This window comes from Actinokineospora enzanensis DSM 44649 (assembly GCF_000374445.1).
GTDB classification, from domain to species: Bacteria; Actinomycetota; Actinomycetes; order Mycobacteriales; family Pseudonocardiaceae; genus Actinokineospora; species Actinokineospora enzanensis.
In genome coordinates, this window is record NZ_KB894408.1 from 249538 (window position 1) to 269966 (window position 20429).

Annotated in this window: 17 protein-coding genes; 11 read left to right on the forward strand and 6 right to left on the reverse strand. The window is 71.7% G+C overall.

The annotated features are described in order from the left end of the window. Positions 1-35 precede the first annotated feature (35 nt). The 4 genes from C503_RS0110845 to C503_RS0110860 form a co-directional block, all read right to left on the reverse strand. Positions 36-782, reverse strand: a complete 747-nt coding sequence (locus tag C503_RS0110845) for an acyltransferase (RefSeq protein ID WP_026316156.1) — start codon at positions 780-782, stop codon at positions 36-38. A 123-nt stretch (positions 783-905) separates the two neighbouring features. Further along, positions 906-1862 (reverse strand): class I SAM-dependent methyltransferase, encoded by a 957-nt coding sequence (locus C503_RS0110850; RefSeq protein ID WP_018682227.1) that lies wholly within the window; start codon positions 1860-1862, stop codon positions 906-908. Beyond that, the gene (locus C503_RS0110855; protein WP_026316157.1) at positions 1852-2631 is read right to left on the reverse strand and encodes an enoyl-CoA hydratase/isomerase family protein; all 780 of its coding nucleotides are present in this window, start codon (positions 2629-2631) and stop codon (positions 1852-1854) included. The genes C503_RS0110850 and C503_RS0110855 overlap by 11 nt, the downstream gene beginning before the upstream one ends. 53 nt (positions 2632-2684) lie before the next feature. Then, positions 2685-3521 carry an ABC transporter ATP-binding protein gene (locus C503_RS0110860; RefSeq protein WP_018682229.1) on the reverse strand — a complete coding sequence of 279 codons (837 nt, stop codon included), beginning with the start codon at positions 3519-3521 and terminating at the stop codon, positions 2685-2687. Between the two features lie 116 nt (positions 3522-3637). On the opposite strand from C503_RS0110860, the gene C503_RS0110865 reads away from it, so the two are divergent. The 6 genes from C503_RS0110865 (at position 3638) to C503_RS0110890 (ending at position 9687) form a co-directional block, all read left to right on the forward strand. Then, positions 3638-4018, forward strand: a complete 381-nt coding sequence (locus C503_RS0110865; protein WP_018682230.1) for a hypothetical protein — start codon at positions 3638-3640, stop codon at positions 4016-4018. Positions 4019-4020: 2 nt separating this feature from the next. Continuing rightward, complete coding sequence (locus C503_RS0110870) at positions 4021-5361, forward strand: hypothetical protein (RefSeq protein WP_018682231.1); 1341 nt, start codon at positions 4021-4023, stop codon at positions 5359-5361. A 37-nt stretch (positions 5362-5398) separates the two neighbouring features. Continuing rightward, positions 5399-6049: a hypothetical protein gene (locus C503_RS0110875; RefSeq protein WP_018682232.1), complete on the forward strand. Its 651-nt coding sequence runs from the start codon at positions 5399-5401 to the stop codon at positions 6047-6049. 377 nt (positions 6050-6426) lie between these two features. Next, positions 6427-8547: a glycogen debranching protein GlgX gene (glgX, locus tag C503_RS0110880; protein WP_026316158.1), complete on the forward strand. Its 2121-nt coding sequence runs from the start codon at positions 6427-6429 to the stop codon at positions 8545-8547. Positions 8548-8752: 205 nt separating this feature from the next. Next, positions 8753-9295: a cysteine dioxygenase gene (locus C503_RS0110885; RefSeq protein ID WP_018682234.1), complete on the forward strand. Its 543-nt coding sequence runs from the start codon at positions 8753-8755 to the stop codon at positions 9293-9295. Next, on the forward strand, positions 9292-9687 hold the full coding sequence (locus tag C503_RS0110890; protein ID WP_018682235.1) for a rhodanese-like domain-containing protein: 396 nt from the start codon (positions 9292-9294) through the stop codon (positions 9685-9687). Before C503_RS0110885 ends, C503_RS0110890 begins: the two co-directional genes overlap by 4 nt. Here C503_RS0110890 and C503_RS0110895 read toward each other — a convergent pair. Then, positions 9684-10274 (reverse strand): phosphoribosylanthranilate isomerase, encoded by a 591-nt coding sequence (locus C503_RS0110895; RefSeq protein ID WP_018682236.1) that lies wholly within the window; start codon positions 10272-10274, stop codon positions 9684-9686. The genes C503_RS0110890 and C503_RS0110895 overlap by 4 nt on opposite strands. Before the next feature lie 102 nt (positions 10275-10376). Between C503_RS0110895 and C503_RS38955 the strand changes: the two genes are divergently transcribed. Continuing rightward, positions 10377-11528, forward strand: coding sequence for a hypothetical protein (locus tag C503_RS38955; protein WP_018682237.1), 1152 nt, complete (start codon positions 10377-10379; stop codon positions 11526-11528). An 80-nt stretch (positions 11529-11608) separates the two neighbouring features. Here the strand turns inward: C503_RS38955 and glgP are convergent, their stop codons facing one another. Continuing rightward, on the reverse strand, positions 11609-14146 hold the full coding sequence (glgP, locus tag C503_RS0110905) for an alpha-glucan family phosphorylase (RefSeq protein ID WP_018682238.1): 2538 nt from the start codon (positions 14144-14146) through the stop codon (positions 11609-11611). A 390-nt stretch (positions 14147-14536) separates the two neighbouring features. Here glgP and C503_RS0110910 point away from each other — a divergent pair, with 390 nt between their 5' ends. From C503_RS0110910 to C503_RS0110925, 4 genes are all read left to right on the forward strand, one after another. Continuing rightward, on the forward strand, positions 14537-16504 hold the full coding sequence (locus C503_RS0110910; protein ID WP_018682239.1) for an alpha-1,4-glucan--maltose-1-phosphate maltosyltransferase: 1968 nt from the start codon (positions 14537-14539) through the stop codon (positions 16502-16504). A 225-nt stretch (positions 16505-16729) separates the two neighbouring features. Further along, entirely contained in the window at positions 16730-18529 is a 1800-nt protein-coding gene (treS, locus tag C503_RS0110915) for a maltose alpha-D-glucosyltransferase (RefSeq protein WP_018682240.1), read from the forward strand. Further along, positions 18526-19881, forward strand: a complete 1356-nt coding sequence (locus C503_RS0110920; protein ID WP_018682241.1) for a maltokinase N-terminal cap-like domain-containing protein — start codon at positions 18526-18528, stop codon at positions 19879-19881. Before treS ends, C503_RS0110920 begins: the two co-directional genes overlap by 4 nt. A gap of 107 nt (positions 19882-19988) precedes the next feature. Further along, the gene (locus C503_RS0110925) at positions 19989-20429 is read left to right on the forward strand and encodes a CBS domain-containing protein (protein WP_018682242.1); all 441 of its coding nucleotides are present in this window, start codon (positions 19989-19991) and stop codon (positions 20427-20429) included.

Consider the following 20429-nt stretch of genomic DNA (forward strand, 5'->3'; position numbering starts at 1 on the left):
GGCCTCGGCCTGCTCGGTCCATGCGACAGCCAGGACTAGGACTCCAGGGTCTTGCGTAGGGCGCGTTCTGCCTTGCGGGCCATGTCGGCGATTGCCGCGCGCCTCTCCGCGTCAGCCGCGTAGGCATCCCGCCGGTCCCGCACCACCCGAGCCGGAATCCCCGCCGCCACCGCATAGTCCGGGATGTCGCCACGCACCACCGCGTGGGCGCCGACCACGCACCCCCGACCGATGCGGGTGCCCTTGGTGACAGTCACCTTCGTGCACAGCCACGTGTCCGGCCCGATACGCACCGGCGACTTCACGATGCCCTGGTCCTTGATCGGCTGATGGATATCCGCCGTCACATGGTCGAAGTCGCACACATACACCCAGTCCGCGACCAACGCGGCCGAGCCGATCTCGATGTCCAGGTAGCAGTTGACCACGTTCTGCCGACCGAACACCGCCTTGTCGCCGATGCGCAGTGAGCCCTCGTGGCAACGGATGGCGTTGCCGTCGCCGATGTGGACCCAGCGGCCGATCTCCATCCGACCGTAACCCGGGCGGGCGTGGATCTCGACGTCCTTGCCCAGGAAGACCATTCCGCGCAGCACGATGTGCGGGTTGGCGATCCGGAACTTCAGCAGTCGCCAGTAGCGCACCAGGTACCACGGTGTGTACGCCCGGTTGCGCAGCACCCAGCGCAGGGAGGCCATGGTGAGGAACCGGGCCTGGGCGGGGTCGCGGCGGGACCAGAAGCGCAGGCGGGTGGTGAGCGGGGCACCCCACATGGACGTCATGGGGCAGACGGTAACCCAGGCGGTGACGGTCTGGCCGGACAGTCGCCGCCTACCTCGACGGCGTGGTGGTCGACGACGACAACGGGAGTCGCGTCGACCACCAAGCGCCTGCCGGGTACTGCATCAAGCAGGTTTGCGGCCGCTGATCAGCACGTTGTAGAACACCTCGCGCGGCAGGACCTTGCTCAGTACCCGTTCGTCCAACCAGGACAGCCGCTGCCACGTGCGGTAGGCGAACATGGCCCAGCCGAAGCCCAGCTTCTCCCGGGGCACGGCGGCCTCGAAAGTCCGCACCGGCCAGCCGAACAGGGCGGCGGCGAACTCCTCGGTGACCGCGCGCACGTCGACCATGCCCGAGTCGCGGGCCAGGGTCTCCAGCTCGCCCGGGTCGAAGGTGTGCAGGTCGACCACGGCCTCCAGCGCGGCCGCGCGGGAGGACTCGTCCAGTTCCTCCTGGGGGCGGCGCCAGTCGCGCAGGGGGGCGAGCTTGGTCAGGTTGGTGGTGAGCCACCAGGTGGCGTGGCCGAGCTTGCGCGCGTACCGGTCGCCGACGCGGGTTGGCTCGCCCGCGAAGACGAACCGGCCGCCCGGCTTGAGGACGCGGCGGACCTCGCGGAACGCCGTGGGCAGGTCGGGGATGTGGTGCAGCACGGCGTGGCCGACGACCAAGTCGAAACTCTCGTCGTCGTACGGGATGCGTTCCGCGTCGGCGACCCGGCCCGCCACGTCGAGCCCCAGGTTGCGGGCGTTGCGCAGGGCGACCTCGACCATGCCCGGCGACAGGTCGGTGACGTAGCCCTTCTGCCCGATCCCGCCCTGCATCAGGTTGAGCAGGAAGAAACCGGTGCCGCTGCCCAGCTCCATGACCTTCTCGTACGGCCGGTCCGCCGACCCCGCCGCCGCGTGGAAGCGGCCGGTGGCGTAGTCGATGCAGCGTTCGTCGTAGGAGATCGACCACTTCTCGTCGTACGTGCCCGCTTCCCAGTCGTGGTAGAGGACGTTGGCGAGCTTGGGGTCGGCGTAGGCGGCCTGGACCTCCTCGGCGGTGGCGTGCGGGTTCGGCGTCGGGTCAGCGGCCATTGAACTCCGCCTTTCCCGGGCCGTTCTCGATGAACGAGCGCAGCCCCGTGGCCGTGTCCTCGGTCGCGAACAGGCCGGTGAACAGTGTCGACTCCAACCGCAGTGCGTTGTCCAGGTCGATGTCGGCGCCACCGTCGATGGCCGCCTTGGCCGCCGCGAGCGCCCGCGATGCCGCTCTGGTGAACCGGCCCGCCCAGCGGCGCGCTGCCTCGTAGACGTCGTCGGGGGCGACGACCTCGTCCACCATGCCGATCGCCAATGCCTCCTCGGCGGGCACGAACCGTCCGGTGTAGACGATGTCCTTGGTGCGAGCGGGGCCGATCAGCCGGGTCAGCCGCTGGGTGCCGCCCGCGCCCGGGATCAGGCCGAGCAGCGTCTCCGGCTGGCCGACCTTGGCGTTGTCGCCCGCGATCCGGCGGTCGCAGCACAGCGCCAGCTCGTAGCCGCCGCCCAGGGCGAAGCCGGTGATGGCCGCGACGGTCGGCTTGGGCAGCCGCGCCACGACCGAGAGCGACTCGCTCAGCTCGGGGCCGTAGTCGCAGATGTCCGCATAGGACATCGCGGCGAACTCCTTGATGTCCGCGCCTGCCGCGAACACCTTCGGGCCGCCGTAGACGATCACCGCCCGGACATCCGCCCGGCCGCCCGCCTCCAGCGCGGCCACCCGCAGCTCGGCCTGCAGCTGCCGGTTGATCGCGTTCATCGGCGGCCGGTTCAGCCGGATGGTGCCGATGCCGTCCTCGACGTCGAGCGTGACGAACTCACCCACGGTGGTGCCCTCCTGCCGGTCCATGGTCGAACGAAGGTTACCCACAGGTAAAACTAGTGGCTGCGCCGCGCGAAGAAGCGGTCGCCGGAGCGTTCCAGCTCCAGCGACTGGCCGAACGCGGCGGACAGGTTCTCGCCGGTGAGGACCTCGTCGATCAGGCCCTGCGCGACCACGCCGCCGTGCGAGAGCAGCAGCAGGTGGGTGAAGCCGGGCGGGATCTCCTCCACGTGGTGGGTGACCAGCACGGTGGCGGGCGCGTCCGGGTCCAGCGCCAGGTCGGTCAGCCGGGCCACCAGGTCCTCGCGGCCGCCCAGGTCGAGGCCCGCGGCGGGCTCGTCGAGCAGCAGCAGCTCCGGGTCGGTCATCAGCGCGCGGGCGATCAGGGTGCGCTTGCGCTCGCCCTCGGACAGGGTGCCGAAGGTGCGGTCGGCCAGCCCGGCGATGCCCATGGCCTTGAGCAGGTCGGCGGCCCGGCCGGTGTCGAGCCGGTCGTACTCCTCGCGGCCGCGGCCGAGCACCGCGTACCCGGCGCTGACCACGACGTCGAGCACCTTCTCGTCCTGCGGGAGCCGGTTGCCGGTGGCGGCGGTGGCGAAGCCGACGCGGGTGCGCAGCTCGAACACGTTGACCCGGCCGAGGCGCTCGCCGAGCACGTGCACGGTGCCGGTGGTCGGGTGCAGCTCGGCACCGGCGAGGCGGAGCAGGGTGGTCTTGCCCGCGCCGTTGCTGCCCAGGATCACCCAGCGCTCGTCCAGCTCGACGCGCCAGTTCACCCCTTGGAGCAGGTCGGTGCCGCCGCGGCGCACGCCCACGTCGGCCATGTGCAGCACGAGGTCATCGAGGTTGTCCGGAACGCTGTCGGCCTGGGTCCGCGAGGTCACGGCCGCCATTCTGCCTTTGCCCACCCGTGCGCGGTGTTTGCCTCCCCGAGCACCCCCGCTCGGCCGGGGCCGCCGGGCCGGGTTGACTGGCCCGGCAGGTCGGGATGTGCAGCGAGGAGGGGTCCATGGCGGGCGGGTACACCGTCGACACGACGAGCCTGGCGATCCGCGTCGGCGAGCTGAGGGCGCTGGCCGACGAGGTGGCCGCGGCGGCGGACGCGCTGCAGGGGGCGAGCGGCGACCTGGGGCCGGGCGACCTCGCGGCGGCCGCGCGGGAGATCGCGGACCAGTGGCGGGACGACCTTGGCTCGATGCGCGACAAGATCGACAAGATCGCGGACAACGTGCGCAAGGCCGTGGACAACTACGCGGCCGTCGAGCAGGGCGGCGCGGACCGGATGCGTCTCGCGGTCCAGCACTCCGTCGCCGAACAGCAGCTGGCAGTGCTGCGCGCGGGCGCGGCCAACCAGCAGGCCGCGGCGAACCGACTGTCGGCGGGGGGCTGACGATGTCGCGGAGCTATCCGACGCTCGGGTTCGACCCGACGCCCGGTGAGCAGTCGGCCGTCCAGGCGCTGCTCGTCGAGATGGCCGAGGTGCAGACGATGCTGGCCGCGGTCGCGCCCCGGCTCAGCGAGGCCGTGAAGATCACCGACGACGCGGACTGGGGCGGCTCGGCGGCCGAGGAGTTCAGCGACCACGGCGACGACCTGCCCAAGGGCATCAGCAAGGGCGCCGAGTCGATGGGCAAGGTCACCGACGCGCTGGTCGCCTGGGCCGGGCGGCTCAAGGCCAACCAGGACCGGGCCGACGAGCTGGAGGCCGCGGCGAAGCGGCTGAAGCGGGCGGCCGAGGACGCCGCCGACGCGCAGACCCATGCGGCGAGCGCGATCCCGACCGACACGACCCGGCCGGACTACCAGGCGAAGTACGACGCGTTCCTGGGCGCGGTCGACCGGGCCGCGTCCGCCCAGGCCGACCTCGACCGCGTGATCGACGACGCACATCGCCTGGAGCGCAGGCACCTGCGCGAGGCGAACCAGGCGGCGGAGGCGATCCGCAGCGGCCCGAACGAGGTGTTCAAGCCGGAGAACGACGGCTGGTACGTGCAGGTGTTCGACGGCATCGGCAAGACCTCGGGCATCGTGGCCAGCGCGTCCGCCGCCATCGCCGCAAGCTCGCTGTTGATCCCCGGTGTCGGCGAGGTCGTCGCCCCGGTGGCGGGCACGGTCGCCGCGGCCGCGGGCGGCGTCAACGCGCTCACCGGCCTGGCCCAGCACGCGGTCGGCTCGGCCAACGCGCCGAGCCGGCTGGACATCGGCCTGGGCCTGGCCCCCGGCCGCACGGTCACCTCGGGCGCGATCGGCGCGGGCAAGGGCCTGCTCGGCGACGCGATCGAGGACGGCGGCCGCCTGGGCAAGGTCGTCAAGGGCACCCGCGACGGCGCGCGGAGCGGCTTCGAGTCCGGCGGCCTCGGCAAGCTCCGCAAGGACCTCGGCGAGATCCGCGCCGCCCGCGCCGACCAGGACTCCCTCACCGACGCCCTGCGCGCGAAGGGCACCAAGGACCTCCGCGACAAGGGCGACAAGCTCGCGCGCATGTTCCAGGACCCGGAGAAGTTCACCCCCGCCCAACGCGACGCCCTCGGCCGCCTCCGCTCCGCGGGCGACGCGTACTCCGCGGCGCTGGACACGACGGTGAAGTCCCTGGGCGCGGCGGGCGTGGAGCTGACTCCGGAACAACGCCGCGAGATCGAGTACCTGCGCTTGGCGGGCAACCCGGGCCGATCGAGCGCGGAGACCGCGGCGGTCAACCTCTCCGCGTCGGAGCTGAGGGACCACACCAAGTGACACCGAACCCCACGACCGAACCGAGGGAGCACACCACGTGAGGCTGGCGATGCCGTCGGCGGTCCGGCGGTTGCCGCTGGCCGAGCCGGACCGGGCCGTCCGCGAGTTCGCCGCGATCATCGGGGAGCTGCGGGACGCCCCCGCCGGAGCCGCCGCCGACCTGGAGGCGCTCGCCGCCGAGGCCATCGACGCCGCCCGGCGCGATGGCGCGTTCCTGATGGCCGTGGTGGCTCCGGCCGACGCCGATCCCGCGCTGCTGATTGGCGTGCCCCTGGCGGTTCCCCCGACCTGGGACACGACGACGGTGGACGGCGTGCGCGACGCCGTGGAGGACGTCGGCGGCCCGGACGTCCGCCGCACCGTGGTGATCGACAGCCCCATCGGCCCCGCGGTGGTGGCCCAGCGCGTCCCGGGGATCGAGCAAGCACGGGCAGGACTGCCGCTCACCCTCCAGCTCCAGGCATTCATCCCCGAACCAGGCTCGGGCCGCATGCTGCTACTCACCCTCACCGCCCCCTCCCAGCGCGGATGGCCATCCCACCAGGCACTCTTCGCCGCCCTCGTCGGCTCCGCCAGCCCCACCACCAGCCCCGTCGACCAACCCGCTCCACCACCCCCGACCACTCGCCGCCCACGCCCCCACCCGGCCGACGACGACTCCTACGAACACCACACCTACCAGCTCTGACCTGCTCCGAGCCGCCCTCCGGCCACCCCGGAAGACTCGTCCGAGCACCCCACCGATCGACCCCGACCCACCCCACCTACCGACTCCGGCCAGTCCACACGCCCCACAGCGCCTCACCGGCCGACCACCCTCAGCCGACCATCACCGACGTGACCGCTCAGCTCCCCCAGCCCCGCATCTCCGGCCACACACCCCGGCCCCAACCGCCCCAAGATCGACATCCGCCCCGGGAACACGCCCCTCCCACCCGGGGGCTGGCCGGCGCGTGAGCCTATCGCCGCAGGTCAGGGCCGCGAAAGAGGCGCCAGAGGCCCGGTGGACAAGTCCGCCACCCCGGTGGACAACTCGAAGATCCCGGTTTGGGGGAAAATGGTCGGGTGCCGCACACAGCTCCGCGACCCGGACACCCGTTCCCGCTCGGCGCCCACCCCGAATCCGGGGGCGTGCGCTTCGCCGTCGCCTCGTCGGTCGCCGACGCGGTGGAGCTGTGCCTGATCTCGGAGGACGACGACGGCAAACCGGTCGAGCAACGGGTGGAGCTGGCCGAGCGCACGTTCGGGATCTGGCACAGCGTGGTCCCCGGCGTCACCCCCGGCCAGCGCTACGGCTACCGCGTGCACGGCCCGTACGACACCTCCCGCGGCCTGCGCTGCAACCCGGCGAAGCTGCTGGTCGACCCCTATGCCCGGCGTGTCGCGGGCACGGTCACCGACCTGAACGCGACCCGCGGCTACCGGGGCGACCCGATGACCGGCGCCCCTTCGCGCGCCGACTCGCTGGGTTCGGTCCCCCTGTCGGTGGTCACCTCACCGGGTGGTCCCGACACCGGCCGACGCCCGGACGTGCCGTTCGAGGAGACCGTCGTCTACGAGCTGCACGTGCGCGGCTTCACCAAGCTGCACCCGGACGTGCCCAAGAACCTGCGCGGCACCTACCTCGGCCTCGCGCACCCGGCCGTCGTCGAGCACCTCGTGCGGCTGGGCGTCACCGCCGTCGAGCTGCTGCCGGTGCACGCGCACGCCGACGAGCCGATGCTGTTGCGCTCGGGCAGGCACAACTACTGGGGCTACTCCACGCTCGGCTACCTCGCCCCGCACTCGGGCTACGCGAGCAGGCCGGGGCACGAGGTGGAGGAGTTCCGCACGATGGTGGCCGCGATGCACGCGGTCGGCATCGAGGTGATCCTGGACGTGGTCTACAACCACACCTGCGAGGGCGGGGTGGCCGGGCCGACGTTGTCCATGCGCGGGTTCGACGCGCCCGCCTACTACCTGATGGACGACCAGGGCCGCGACATCGACTTCACCGGCTGCGGCAACACCCTGGACCCCGGCTCGCCCACGGTCGTGCGCCTGGTCACCGACTCGATGCGGTACTTCGCCGCCGAGCTGGGCGTGGACGGGTTCCGGCTGGACCTGGCCAGCGCGCTGGGCAGGCCGCACGGCGGCGGGTTCGACCCGGACTCGGCGCTGCTGACCGCGATCACCGCGGACCCGGTGCTGTCCAACCGGAAGCTGATCGCCGAGCCGTGGGACTGCACCGGCGAGGGTTACCGGGTCGGTGGTTTCGGTGTGCAGTGGGCGGAGTGGAACGGCCGGTTCCGCGACGGCGCGCGGGATTTCTGGCGCGGCGCGACAGGTCCGCGTGACCTGGCCTACCGGCTGTCGGGCTCGTCCGACCTGTACGCGGGCAGGCGGCCGTGGGCGTCGGTGAACTTCATCACCGCGCACGACGGTTTCACCCTGCGCGACCTGGTGTCCTACGACCACAAGCACAACCACGAGAACGGCGAGCACGGCGCCGACGGCACCAACGACAACCGTTCCTGGAACTGCGGCGTCGAGGGCGAGACAGGCGACCCCGGCGTGCTGGCGTTGCGCGACCGCCAGGCCCGCAACCTGCTGGGCACCCTGTTGTTGTCCACCGGCACGCCGATGCTGGTGGCCGGGGACGAGCGTTGGCGCACACAGCACGGGAACAACAACCCCTACTGCCTGGACAACCAGACGTCGTGGGTGGACTGGAGCGCCGACAAGCGCGGCGACGACCTGTTGGCGTTCACCCGGCGGCTGATCGCGTTGCGCGCGGAGTCGCCCGCGTTGCGTCAACCCCAGTTCTTCGACGGCCGTCCCACCCGGTCCGGTGAGCCGGACCTGGTGTGGTTCCGGCCGGACGGCGAGCCGATGGTGGAGACGGACTGGTTCGACGACGGCAGCCGCACGATCGGGATGTGGATCGACGGCTCGGAGTGCCTGTCCCGCAACCGGGAGGGCGAGCTGGTCGCGGACGACTCGTGGTTGCTGCTGCTGCACGCGGGCGCGGACGCCGTGGAGCTGGCGCTGCCCGGCGAGCGCTACGGCCGCCGTTATATTCCCGTCCTGGACAGCGGTACGCCGCGGGGAATTCCCAAAGACGCCGACCCGCTCCCGCCCGGCAAGCGGATTGTGCTGCCCGGACGCACGTTGTTGCTGCTCAGGGCGCCGCGTATCAATCCGTGAGACACGTGGCCGCGGCGCGCGCCGCGTGCCACGATCGCGTCGTGACCAGGTCGCTGTTCCCGTGGCGCGACCGCACGGTCGACCTCCTGCTGGTGGCGTCGTGCGGCTGTAGGCGCACGCGGCCCGCAGGCTCTCCGCTCGCCCGCTGAGTTTCGCGCGCGCCGCGTTCGGCTGTCGCATGAGGACACGAACGAGGAGTCACCCGATGACCGCTCCGGCCGTCAGCCCGGAAATCCACCACCGCATCGACCTGCCCGGGGTGCGCGAGCTGCTCGCGCCCCGTGATCCACTGTGGACCCCGCGCGAGCTGCGCGACCTGACCGCCACCGTGGCGGCGGACTACGCCACCAGACTGCGTGACGTGGTGCGGTTCGCCAGTCCGCAACGCTGGTGGACGCGGCTCGCGCTCACCGACGAGGTGGAGCTGTGGCTGCTGTCCTGGCTGCCCGGCCAGGGCACCGCCCCGCACGACCACGGTGGTGCCGCGGGTTCGTTCACGGTTCTGCTCGGTGAATTGTCCGAGAGTTACCGCTACCCGGCGGGCCCGATCCGTCACCACACACACGACGTCGGCGCGTCCATCGGTTTCGGGCAGGGACGCGCGCACCAGGTGCGCAACCTGGGCGCGGTACAGGCCGCGAGCGTGCACGCGTACTCACCGCCGTTGGTGCCCACGCGCGAGTACGTCAGCCTGCGTGACGTACCGGACGAGATCCCGAGCCTGCCCGCGCAGCGGGTGGCGTTGTGAGCGCGGTCGACGACCAGCTCGCCTTGGCCCGCGCGGAGCTGGATCGCGTGGACCCCGAGACCGCGAACCGGCTGCGCGAGCAGGGCGCGCTGCTGGTGGACATCCGGCCGCTGGCCAACCGGTCGGCGGAGGGCGAGATCCCCGGAGCCGTGCCGGTCGAGCGCATCCACCTGGAGTGGCGTCTCGACCCGCACGGCTCCCACCGCATCGACGGGTTCGACGAGAACACGCCGGTGGTGGTGCTGTGCAACGAGGGTTACGCGTCCAGCTTCGCCGCGCGCGACCTGAAACGGATCGGCTTACCGCACGCGACAGACCTGATCGGCGGCTACCGCGCCTGGCACGCGGCAGGCCTGCCCACGGTCGAGGGCGGTACCCCCGCGGTCCCCTAGAGCGCGCGGACCGCGGCGAGAAAACGTCGGATCAGCTCGGGGTCCTTGACGCCCCTGGCCGACTCGACCCCGCTGGACACGTCGACACCCCACGGCCGCGCGGCCCGCACCGCGTCGGCCACGTTGTCGGGATCGAGCCCACCGGCGAGCAGCCACCTGCCGGTGGGCTCGGTGTCCAGTGTGGAGAGATCCCACCGCTCCCCCGACCCGGCCGCGGGCGAGTCGAGCAGCAGCATCTCCTCACCCCACGCACCGGTGTGGACATCGGTGTCGGGGGTATGCGCGGTCGCCCGGATCAGACGCTTCCCACTCAACTGATCGAAGGCCGCGTGCGGGTAGTCCCCGTGCAGCTGGATCATGTCCAGCCCGGCCGCCGCGGTCATCTCGGCGGCCTCGGCGGCGTCGATGTCCTTGAACACGCCCACGGTCACCACGCCGTCCGACACCTGCCCGGCCAGCTCCCGCGCCTCGGCGACGCCCACCTGCCGCGGACTCCTGGCGAACACGAACCCCACCGCGTCGGCCCCCGCGGCCACGGCCACCGCCACGTCCGACGGCGTGCGCAGCCCACAGACCTTCACGAACATGCGCCCGAGCCTACCGACCCGGCGCCGAAGGTGAATCCGGATTGCTTTTGGCCCCGCCCCGACCTGCGGGAACCCCCGTCCGGGACGTAACGTCTGTTGCTCGTGCGGCTCCTCCGGATTGTGCGCCACCCCCTGCTCCTGCTGACCGTGGCCGTCTGCGCCGTGGTCCTGACCGCGCACCCCGCGAGCGAGTCGGCCCTAGGCCTGCTCGGCGAGCTCGTGGGCCTGCTCACCGGCCTGCTCGCCCTCCAGCTGGGCATGCTCGGCGGCGCGCTGGTGTGCCGTGCGCGCGTGCACAAGGTCGTCATCGGCATCGGCACCCGCCTCGCCGACCGGACCACGCCCCGCCGCGTCCTGGTCCTGCGGGCGGTCCCGATCCTGCTGTCGGTCTCGGTCGGCCCAGGCCGCGCCCCGGCCCGGGTCCGCATGTGGGGCGCGGCCCTGTGCTCCGGCCTACTGGGAACGGCAACGGCCATCGGGGCGATCTGGTTGGCGTTCTCGGCCCAGACCGCCTTCTGCACGGGAGCGGCGTTGGGCTGCGCGGGCAGTGTCGGATACGCACTGTTCCCGCGACGGACCGCGGACTCGACCTCGACGGGGTGGCTGATCCTGCACCTGCTCCGGTTGACGGGGAGACGGGCGGAGCAGTTGGACGCGGCGCCGTTGGTGACGAGCGCGGTGGATGCCGTCCAGGACGGGAATCTCGAACGGGCCGCCGAGCTTGCCGGGCAGATCGCCGACGCTCATCCGACTCTGCGGACCGCCACCGCCGCGCGGATTCTCGTGTTGCAGGCACAGGGGCGGTACGCGGAGGCGTTGTTGTTGGCGATGGCGTTGGCCGGGGATCACGAGCAGACGCCCGCCGAGGCGGCTGTGTCGTTCGCGGCGTTGGCGGGGTTGGCTTATGCGACCGTCGAGGCCGGGCAGTTGGAGGCGGAGATCGGGCTGGGGACCGCCGCCCAGGCGTTGGAGAACGCGGAGACGTTGGGGTATCCGGGGTACAAGCTGAACGGGTGCCGGGCTTTGCGGGAGCTGTTGTCGGGGAATGCCGATCGGGCGGTGGTGTTGGCCCGGTTGGCGGCGGACAGCGGGGATGACCGGTTGGGGCGGGCAGATGATCTGGCCACGTTGGCTCGGGCCTACATGGCGGCGGGGGACAACCGGGCGGCTCGGGCGGCCATCGAGGAGGCGGAGCATGTGGTGGCCTGGTGGCCGAGGGTGGCTGTCACGAGGGAACGGCTCGACCTCGGCTAGCGGTGCGGCCGAAAGCGATGTGTCGGCGAATGCGGAAAGCCCCTGCCCGAGGATCCGGGCAGGGGCTTTCCGCATTTCAACTAGGCGAGGACGACCTTCCCCAGCTCCGCCGGAGTGGCCAACAAGCCGTGCTTGGGCAGCACCCGGGCGGTGACCCCCAATGCTCCCGCGTGCGGCAGGGACAGCTCGGCGAGGTATTGCCCGCGTTCCCCGTGCCGCATGACCGCGGTCACCACGTCCGACAGCTCGTCCGTGTCGCCGACCCGACCCACGACAGCCTGCACCTCGACGTCATCCGGCCCCAGCCCGGCGAGATCCACACTGGCCCGGACCAGAACCCGGTCCCCGATCACCGGCGTGTGCCCCTCCTCCAGTTCGAGTTCGCAGTCCACCACCCGAACCTGAGCCCAGGACCCGCCCAGCCGGTTCCGATACTCGGCCAGGTCCTTGGCGACCCGGAAATCGTCGGACTGGGCAAGCGCATTGGCGGTGGCCGCGGGCGCATAAGCCGATTCCACGTACTCACGCACCATCCGCGAAGCCTGGATGCGCGGACCCAACGAGGCCAACGTGTGTCGCACCATCGACATCCACCGGGCCGGAACGCCGCTCCCGTCCCGGTCGTAGTACAAAGGCGCCACCTGCGACCCCAGCAGCTCGTACAACGCGGCCGCCTCCAGGTCGTCCCGCCGGACGGGATCCGGGACGCCGTCGGCGGTCGGGATGGCCCATCCGTTGCTGCCGTCGTAGAACTCGTCCCACCAGCCGTCGCGGATGGACAGGTTCAGGCCGCCGTTCAGCGCCGCCTTCATGCCGGAGGTGCCGCACGCCTCCAACGGGCGCATGGGGTTGTTCAGCCAGACATCGCAGCCCCAGTACAGGTAGCGGGCCATCGACATGTCGTAGTCCGGCAGGAACACGATCCGGTGGCGGACGGCGGGATCGTCGGCGAACCGGACGATCTGCTGGATCAGGGCCTTTCCGCCGTCGTCCGCCGGGTGCGACTTGCCTGCCACCACCAGCTGCACCGGCCGTTCCGAGTGCAGCAGCAACGCGCGCAGACGATCCGCGTCGCGGAGCATCAGGGTGAGGCGCTTGTAGGTCGGGACGCGGCGGGCGAAGCCGACGGTCAGGACGTTCGGGTCGAAGATCGAGTCGGTCCAGTTCAGCTCAAGGGCCGACGCGCCGCGCTGCAGCCAGGCGGCGCGGACGCGGCGGCGGACCTCCTCCACCAGGCGCATGCGCAGGCCGCAGCGAAGCTCCCACAGGCGCGCGTCGGTGACCGAGTCGTCGAACTGCTCGTAGCCCTCGTCCTGCGGGTCGCCGATGACGGCCGTGATCTCGCGGGCCGCCCAGGTGGGGCCGTGCACGCCGTTGGTCACCGAGGAGATCGGGACCTCGTCGGTGTCGAAGCCCGGCCACAGGCCGCCGAACATCTCCCGGCTGACCGCGCCGTGCAGCCGCGAGACGCCGTTGGCGCGCTGGGCCAGGCGCAGGCCCATGTGGGCCATGTTGAACATGCCCGCGTTCTCCTCCGCGCCCATCGCCAGGACGCGGCGCAGGTCGATGCCGGGCAGCAGCGTGCCGTCGCCGAAGTAGTGCTGCACCAGGTCGACCGGGAAGCGGTCGATGCCCGCCGGGACCGGGGTGTGGGTGGTGAACACCGTGCCCGCGCGCACCGCCGACAGGGCCTGGTCGAAGTCGAGGCCCTGCCCGGACACCAGCTCGCGCAGCCGCTCCAGGCCCAGGAACCCGGCGTGGCCCTCGTTGGTGTGGAACACCTCCGGCTGCGGCACGCCGGTCAGCTCGCAGTACGTGCGTACCGCGCGGACACCGCCCACGCCCGCGAGGATCTCCTGGCGGATGCGGTGGTCCTGGTCGCCGCCGTACAGCCGGTCGGTGACGCCGCGCAGGTCGTCGGCGTTCTCCTCGATGTCCGAGTCGAGCAGCAGCAGCGGCACGCGCCCCACCTGCGCGCGCCAGATCCGCGCGCGCAGCACCCGGCCACCCGGCATGGAGACGTGCACCAGGATCGGCGCGCCGGACGGTTCCGTCAGTGGCACCAGCGGCAGGCCGTTCGGGTCGATCACCGGGTAGTGCTCCACCTGCCAGCCGTCCAGCGACAGCGACTGGCGGAAGTAGCCGGAGCGGTAGAGCAGGCCGACGCCGATCAGCGGCACACCCAGGTCGGAGGCCGCCTTGAGGTGGTCGCCCGCGAGCACGCCGAGGCCGCCGGAGTAGTTCGGCAGCGCCTCGGTGACGCCGAACTCCATGGAGAAGTAGGCGATGGACCCGGGCAGCCGGGTGCCGTTGTCGCCGCCGTGCCGCTGGTACCAGCGCGGCTCCTCCAGGTAGCGGCGCAGGTCGTCGGCCACCTCCGCGACACGCCCGAGGAACTCCGGGTCGCCCGCGAGGTGCTCCAGCCGTCCGGCGGGCACCTGGGCGAGCAGGTGCAGCGGGTCGCCGCCGACCCGCTCCCAGATGCCGCGGTCGACCGCGGCGAACAGGTCCTGCGTTGGCGGGTGCCACGTCCAGCGCAGGTTCGTGGCGAGGACGCCCAGATCGGCGAGCGGCTCGGGGAGCCCGGCGCGGACGGTGAATCGACGTACGGCTTTCACGGGATCCGACCCTACTGGCCTGCCTGGATCGAGCAAGCCGTGTGCGTCGCCGCCGCGCCGCACGAGCGAAGATCGTCGCTGGTCGACGCGGGTGCCGCGGGCCGGAAACTGGTCGGATTGTCGCCGGGCGTCCGACCACACGGGAGTGTCGCGGCGCAGCGATCGGGTGAATGCCCGGTGCCCGGGCGGAGTCGGGATGGCGGTTTCGCGAAGGCCGGGTGACAGTTCTCCCGACCGGGGCGGTTCCCTTCGTCCCGCGGTGGGTACGTCTGCTAGTGGTCACCCGAACGGGGGCCCGCGCGCCGACACCCGCCGGAGGCCACCGGTGGCGTGCCGGGACGCACCAGGCAGACTGACGGCAGACACCCGCGACGGGAAGGAGCCGGACCGGTGAGCGGTCGGCTGGGTATCGACGACGTCTCCCCGATCGTGTCCTGCGGTCGGTATCCGGGCAAAGCCGTTGTGGGTGAACACATCCCCATCGGGGCGACCGTCTGGCGGGAGGGTCACGACGCGGTGGCCGCCACGGTCAGCTGGCGCGGCCCGCACGACGGCAAGGCCCGCCGCACCCGGATGCGCCCCGAAGGTGTGGGCCTGGACCGGTTCGCGGCCACGATCGTGCCGGACGCCGAGGGCCTGTGGACCTTCCGGGTGGACGCGTGGAGCGACCCGTGGGCCACCTGGACGCACACGGTCGAGGTGAAGGTGGCCGCCGGGCAGCAGGCCGACGAGCTGGCCAACGACCTGGAGGCCGGGGCGCGGCTGCTGGAGCGGGTGGGCCGCAGGCCGGACCGCAGCGCCGAGCGCAAGCTGCTGGTGTCCGCGGCGCGCGCGCTGCGCGACGAGACGATGCCGCTGTCCGCGCGGATCGCCGAGGCGCTGTCGGACTCCGCCCGTCGGGTGATGTCCGAGCATCCGGTGCGCGAGCTGGTCACCAAGGGCAAGTCCCTGCAGCTGTGGGTGGACCGCAGGACCGCGCTGTACGGCTCCTGGTACGAGCTGTTCCCCCGCTCGACCGGCGGTGTCGACACCGAGGGCAAGCCGGTGCACGGCACGTTCAAGACCGCCACCAGGGAGCTCGACCGGGTCGCGGCCATGGGCTTCGACGTGGTCTACCTGCCGCCGATTCACCCGATCGGCGAGGACAACCGCAAGGGCCCGAACAACTCCGTCGACTCCAAGCCCGGCGACGTCGGCTCCACCTGGGCGATCGGCTCCTCCGACGGCGGCCACGACGCCATCCACACGCGGCTCGGCACGTTCGCCGACTTCGACGCCTTCGTGGCCCGCGCGCGCGAGCTGGACATGGAGGTGGCGCTGGACTTCGCGCTGCAGTGCGCGCCGGACCACCCGTGGGTGATCAAGCACCCGGACTGGTTCACCACCCGCCCGGACGGCACGATCGCCTACGCGGAGAACCCGCCGAAGAAGTACCAGGACATCTACCCGATCAACTTCGACAACGACCCGGAGGGCCTCTACGCGGAGGTGCTGCGGATCCTGCTGTTCTGGGTGGACCGCGGCGTCCGGGTGTTCCGAGTGGACAACCCGCACACCAAGCCGCCGGACTTCTGGGAGTGGACGATCCGCCAGGTCAAGGCGGTGGCGCCGGACGTGCTGTTCCTGTCCGAGGCGTTCACCCGCCCGGCCCGGCTGTACGGGCTGGCGAAGCTCGGGTTCACCCAGTCCTACACGTACTTCACCTGGCGCACGGCCAAGCAGGAGCTGGTCGACTTCGGTGTGGAGCTGGTCGAGCACGCCGACGAGGCGCGGCCGAACCTGTTCGTGAACACCCCGGACATCCTGCACGAGTCGCTGCAGCACGGCGGCCCGGCGATGTTCGCGATCCGCGCCGCGCTCGCCGCCACGCTGTCGCCGACCTGGGGTGTGTACTCGGGTTTCGAGCTGTACGAGCACGAGGCGGTGCGGCCGGGCAGTGAGGAGTACCTGAACTCGGAGAAGTACGAGCTACGCCCGCGGGACTACGCGCGCGCGCTCGCCGAGGGCCGGTCGCTGCAACCGTGGCTGACCCGGCTGAACGCGATCCGCAGGGCTCACCCGGCATTGCAGCAGCTGCGCACGTTGCGCTTCCACCATGTGGACAACGACGCGCTGCTCGCGTTCTCCAAGACCGACCCGGGTACCGGTGACACGGTCGTGTGTGTGGTGACGCTGGACCCGAACTCGGTGCAGGACGGCATGTTGTGGCTGGACCTGGACGCGCTCGGGCTGTCCGCGGACCGCGCACACGTGGCCTACGACGAGGTGACCGGGCAGACTTGGCAGTGGAGCGGGGCGAACTACGTGCGCCTCGACCCGTGGTCCGCGGTGGCCCACATCGTCCACATTCGACGGTGACGCGCGATCGTGATCGTCTTCGACGCGTGAAACCCGGGCCGGGGTGGTATTCCTCTGAAGGGTGCCTACGGACATCACCGGGGCCCGCGGGGGTCGCCGGGCACACCGGACGCCCGCGCGGCGACGGGGAGACCGGCAGGTCGGACAGGGGTCGCGCCTGCACGGAGCGGTAGGCCGGGGCAGCTCAGGCGGACCGACAGCGACGACGGTGACGGGGCGAGGAGCATGACGGTTCAGGACACGACCGCGCCCGACGCGGCTTTGGGGCTGGCGGGCATCCCGCACACCGGCGAGGCGGTGACCGCCGACGGTCACCTCACCGAGCCGCAGGCCGAGGACTTCCACCACGCGCAGTCCGCGCCACCGGACCCGCGCTGGTACAAGAGTGCCGTCTTCTACGAGGTGCTCGTCCGCGCGTTCAACGACTCGGACGGCAACGGCACCGGCGACCTGCGCGGGCTGGCGGACAAGCTCGACTATCTGCAGTGGCTCGGCATCGACTGCCTGTGGCTGCCGCCGTTCTACGCCTCCCCGCTGCGCGACGGCGGCTACGACATCAGCGACTTCCGCGCGGTGCTGCCGGAGTTCGGCACGGTGGACGACTTCGTCTACCTGCTCGACCAGGCGCACAAGCGCGGCATCCGGGTGATCACGGACCTGGTGCTCAACCACACCTCGGACGCGCACCCGTGGTTCCAGGAGTCCCGCCAGCACCCGGACGGCCCGTACGGCGACTACTACGTGTGGTCGGACACCGACGACCGGTACGCCGACGCCCGGATCATCTTCGTGGACACCGAGACGTCGAACTGGACGTACGACCCGGTGCGCGGGCAGTTCTACTGGCACCGGTTCTTCTCCCACCAGCCGGACCTCAACTACGAGAACCCCGAGGTCCAGGACGCCATGCTGGACGTGCTGCGGTTCTGGCTGGACATCGGCATCGACGGCTTCCGGCTGGACGCGGTGCCCTACCTGTTCGAGGAGGAGGGCACCAACTGCGAGAACCTCCCCCGCACGCACGGGTTCCTCAAGCGCTGCCGCAAGGTCGTGGACGACGAGTTCCCCGGCCGGGTCCTGCTCGCCGAGGCCAACCAGTGGCCCGCGGACGTGGTGGAGTACTTCGGCGACGCAGGCGCGGGCGGCGACGAGTGCCACATGGCGTTCCACTTCCCGCTGATGCCGCGCATCTTCATGGCCGTGCGCCGGGAGTCGCGGTTCCCGATCTCGGAGATCCTGGCGCAGACCCCGTCGATCCCGTCCGGCGCGCAGTGGGGCATCTTCCTGCGCAACCACGACGAGCTGACCCTGGAGATGGTCACCGACGAGGAACGCGACTACATGTACGCGGAGTACGCCAAGGACCCGCGGATGAAGGCGAACATCGGCATCCGCCGCCGGTTGGCGCCGCTGCTCGACAACGACCGCAACCAACAGGAGCTGTTCACCGCGTTGTTGTTGTCCCTGCCGGGTTCGCCTGTCCTGTACTACGGCGACGAGATCGGCATGGGCGACAACATCTGGCTGGGCGACCGCGACGCGGTGCGCACGCCGATGCAGTGGTCCCCCGACCGCAACGCCGGTTTCTCCCGCTGCGACCCGGGCAGGCTGTACCTGCCGACCATCGCCGACCCGGTGTACGGGTTCCAGGCGGTGAACGTCGAGTCGCAGATGAACAACACGTCCTCGCTGCTGCACTGGACCCGCCGCATGCTCCAGGTCCGCACCGAGCACCCGGCCTTCGGCCTCGGCGACTTCACCGAGCTGGGCTCGTCGAACCCGAGCGTGCTGGCCTACCTGCGCAAGCACGACAACGACGTGGTCATCTGCGTGAACAACCTGTCCCGGTTCCCGCAGCCGGTGGAGCTGCACCTGTCCGAGCACGACGGCTGCGTGCCGGTGGAGCTGACCGGTGGGGTTCGTTTCCCGGCGATCGGGGAACTGCCCTATCTGCTGACCCTTCCCGGGCACGGCTTCTACTGGTTCCAGATCACCCGACCGCACGAGGAGGGCGAGCCGCAGTGAGCACCCGACCCCTGGACGCCGTGGAGTCCCTGGCGGACGACCTCCGGACCTGGCTGCCCGCGCAGCGCTGGTTCGCGGCGAAGGGGCGGGAGATCACCTCGGTGCGGGTCGAGCGCGCGGCCCCGGTCACCGACGGCGACCCGGCGCTGGTGCACGCGCTCGTGCTCGCCGACGGGGAGCGCTACCAGCTGCTGTTCGGCATCCGCGCGGAGGTGCCCGAGCACCTGCGGCCCGCGGTCGTGGGCAGGCTCGACGACGCGTACGTCTACGAGGCGGCGCAGGACCCGGACCTGGTGGCGGGGCTGCTCGACCTGCTCGCCGCCGGGTCGGACGCGGGCGGCCTGGACTGGCGGCCGGAGCCCGGGGTCGCGCTGACCACCGGGCTGCGGGCGCGGCCGATCGGCGTGGAGCAGAGCAACTCGTCGATCGTGTTCGGCGAGCACTACATCCTCAAGCTCTACCGCCGACCGGCGCCCGGCCCCAACCGGGACGTCGACCTGCACCGGGCCCTGGTCCGGGCGGGCAGCGCGCAGGTGGCCGAGCCGGTCGCGACGGTGACCATGGCCGAGGACGCGGGAGGCACGACGCTCGGCTTCGCGCAGCGCTTCCTCGGCGACGCCGTGGAGGGCTGGGCGACCGCCACGGCCAGCGTGCGGGACCTGCTGGCGGAGGCCGACCTGCACGCGGGCGAGGTCGGCGGCGACTTCGCGGGCGAGGCGGAACGGCTCGGCGCCGCGGTGGCCCGCGTGCACGTCGACCTGGCCACCGCGCTGGGCACGCGCACGGTAGGCCCGGCGGGCATCGCCGCCGAGCTGGTGGGCATGCACCGCAGGCTGGACGCGGTCCTCGACGACGTGCCCGGGCTGCGCGCGGACGAACCCGCGCTGCGGTCGGCCTTCGACGCGATGGCCGACCTGCCCGGCATGGCCGTGCAGCACGTGCACGGCGACCTGCACCTTGGCCAGGTACTCCGTACGGCCGCGGGCTGGGTGCTGATCGACTTCGAGGGCGAGCCCGCCGCCGCGCCCGCGGAACGGCTGCTGCCGCGCTCGCCGCTGCGGGACGTGGCCGGGATGCTGCGCTCGTTCGACTACGCCGCGCTGCACCTGCTGGCGGGCGAGGAACCCGACCACCAGCGGCTCACCCGGGCCGCCGAGTGGGCCGACCGCAACCGCGCCGCGTTCTGTGCGGGCTACGCGTCGGTGGGCGACGACCCGCTGGCGAACCCGGTGCTGCTGCGGGCTTTCGAGCTGGACAAGGCGGTGTACGAGGTCGGCTACGAGCACCGCAACCGGCCGGACTGGGTGCCCATCCCGCTGGCCGCGATCCGCCGGACCCCGGCGAATCGGTGATTGCGACTTTTAGGCAGTACGAGTTTCGGGTATTCGGAAACGTGGTTAGCCTGATCGAGAACACCGGTTCGCCAGGAGGCGCCAGGACCAGGATCGGGGTGTCGGGCATGCGTATCTCGGATGTGTTGCGCGCCAAGGGGGCCGAGGTGGCCACCGTGGCACCGGGCGCGAGCGTGGTCGACCTGGTCGCCGCGCTGGTCCGGCACAACGTCGGCGCGCTGGTCGTGACGACCGGCGGCGGCGCGGCGGACCCGGTCATGGGGATCGTGTCCGAACGCGACGTCGTGCACGCGCTCGGTGAGCTCGGCGCGGCCGCGCTGGAATGGACCGTGGAACAGCTGATGAGCAGGCAGGTGCTCACCTGCAGGCCGGAGGACAACGTCGACGGCCTGGCCAGCACCATGACCGAGCAGCGGATCCGGCACGTGCCGGTGCTCGACGACGGCGCCCTGGTGGGGATCGTGAGCATCGGCGACGTCGTCAAGAGCCACATAAGCCAGCTGGAAGCCGACCGCGACCAGCTCCATTCCTACATAGCCCAGGGTTGA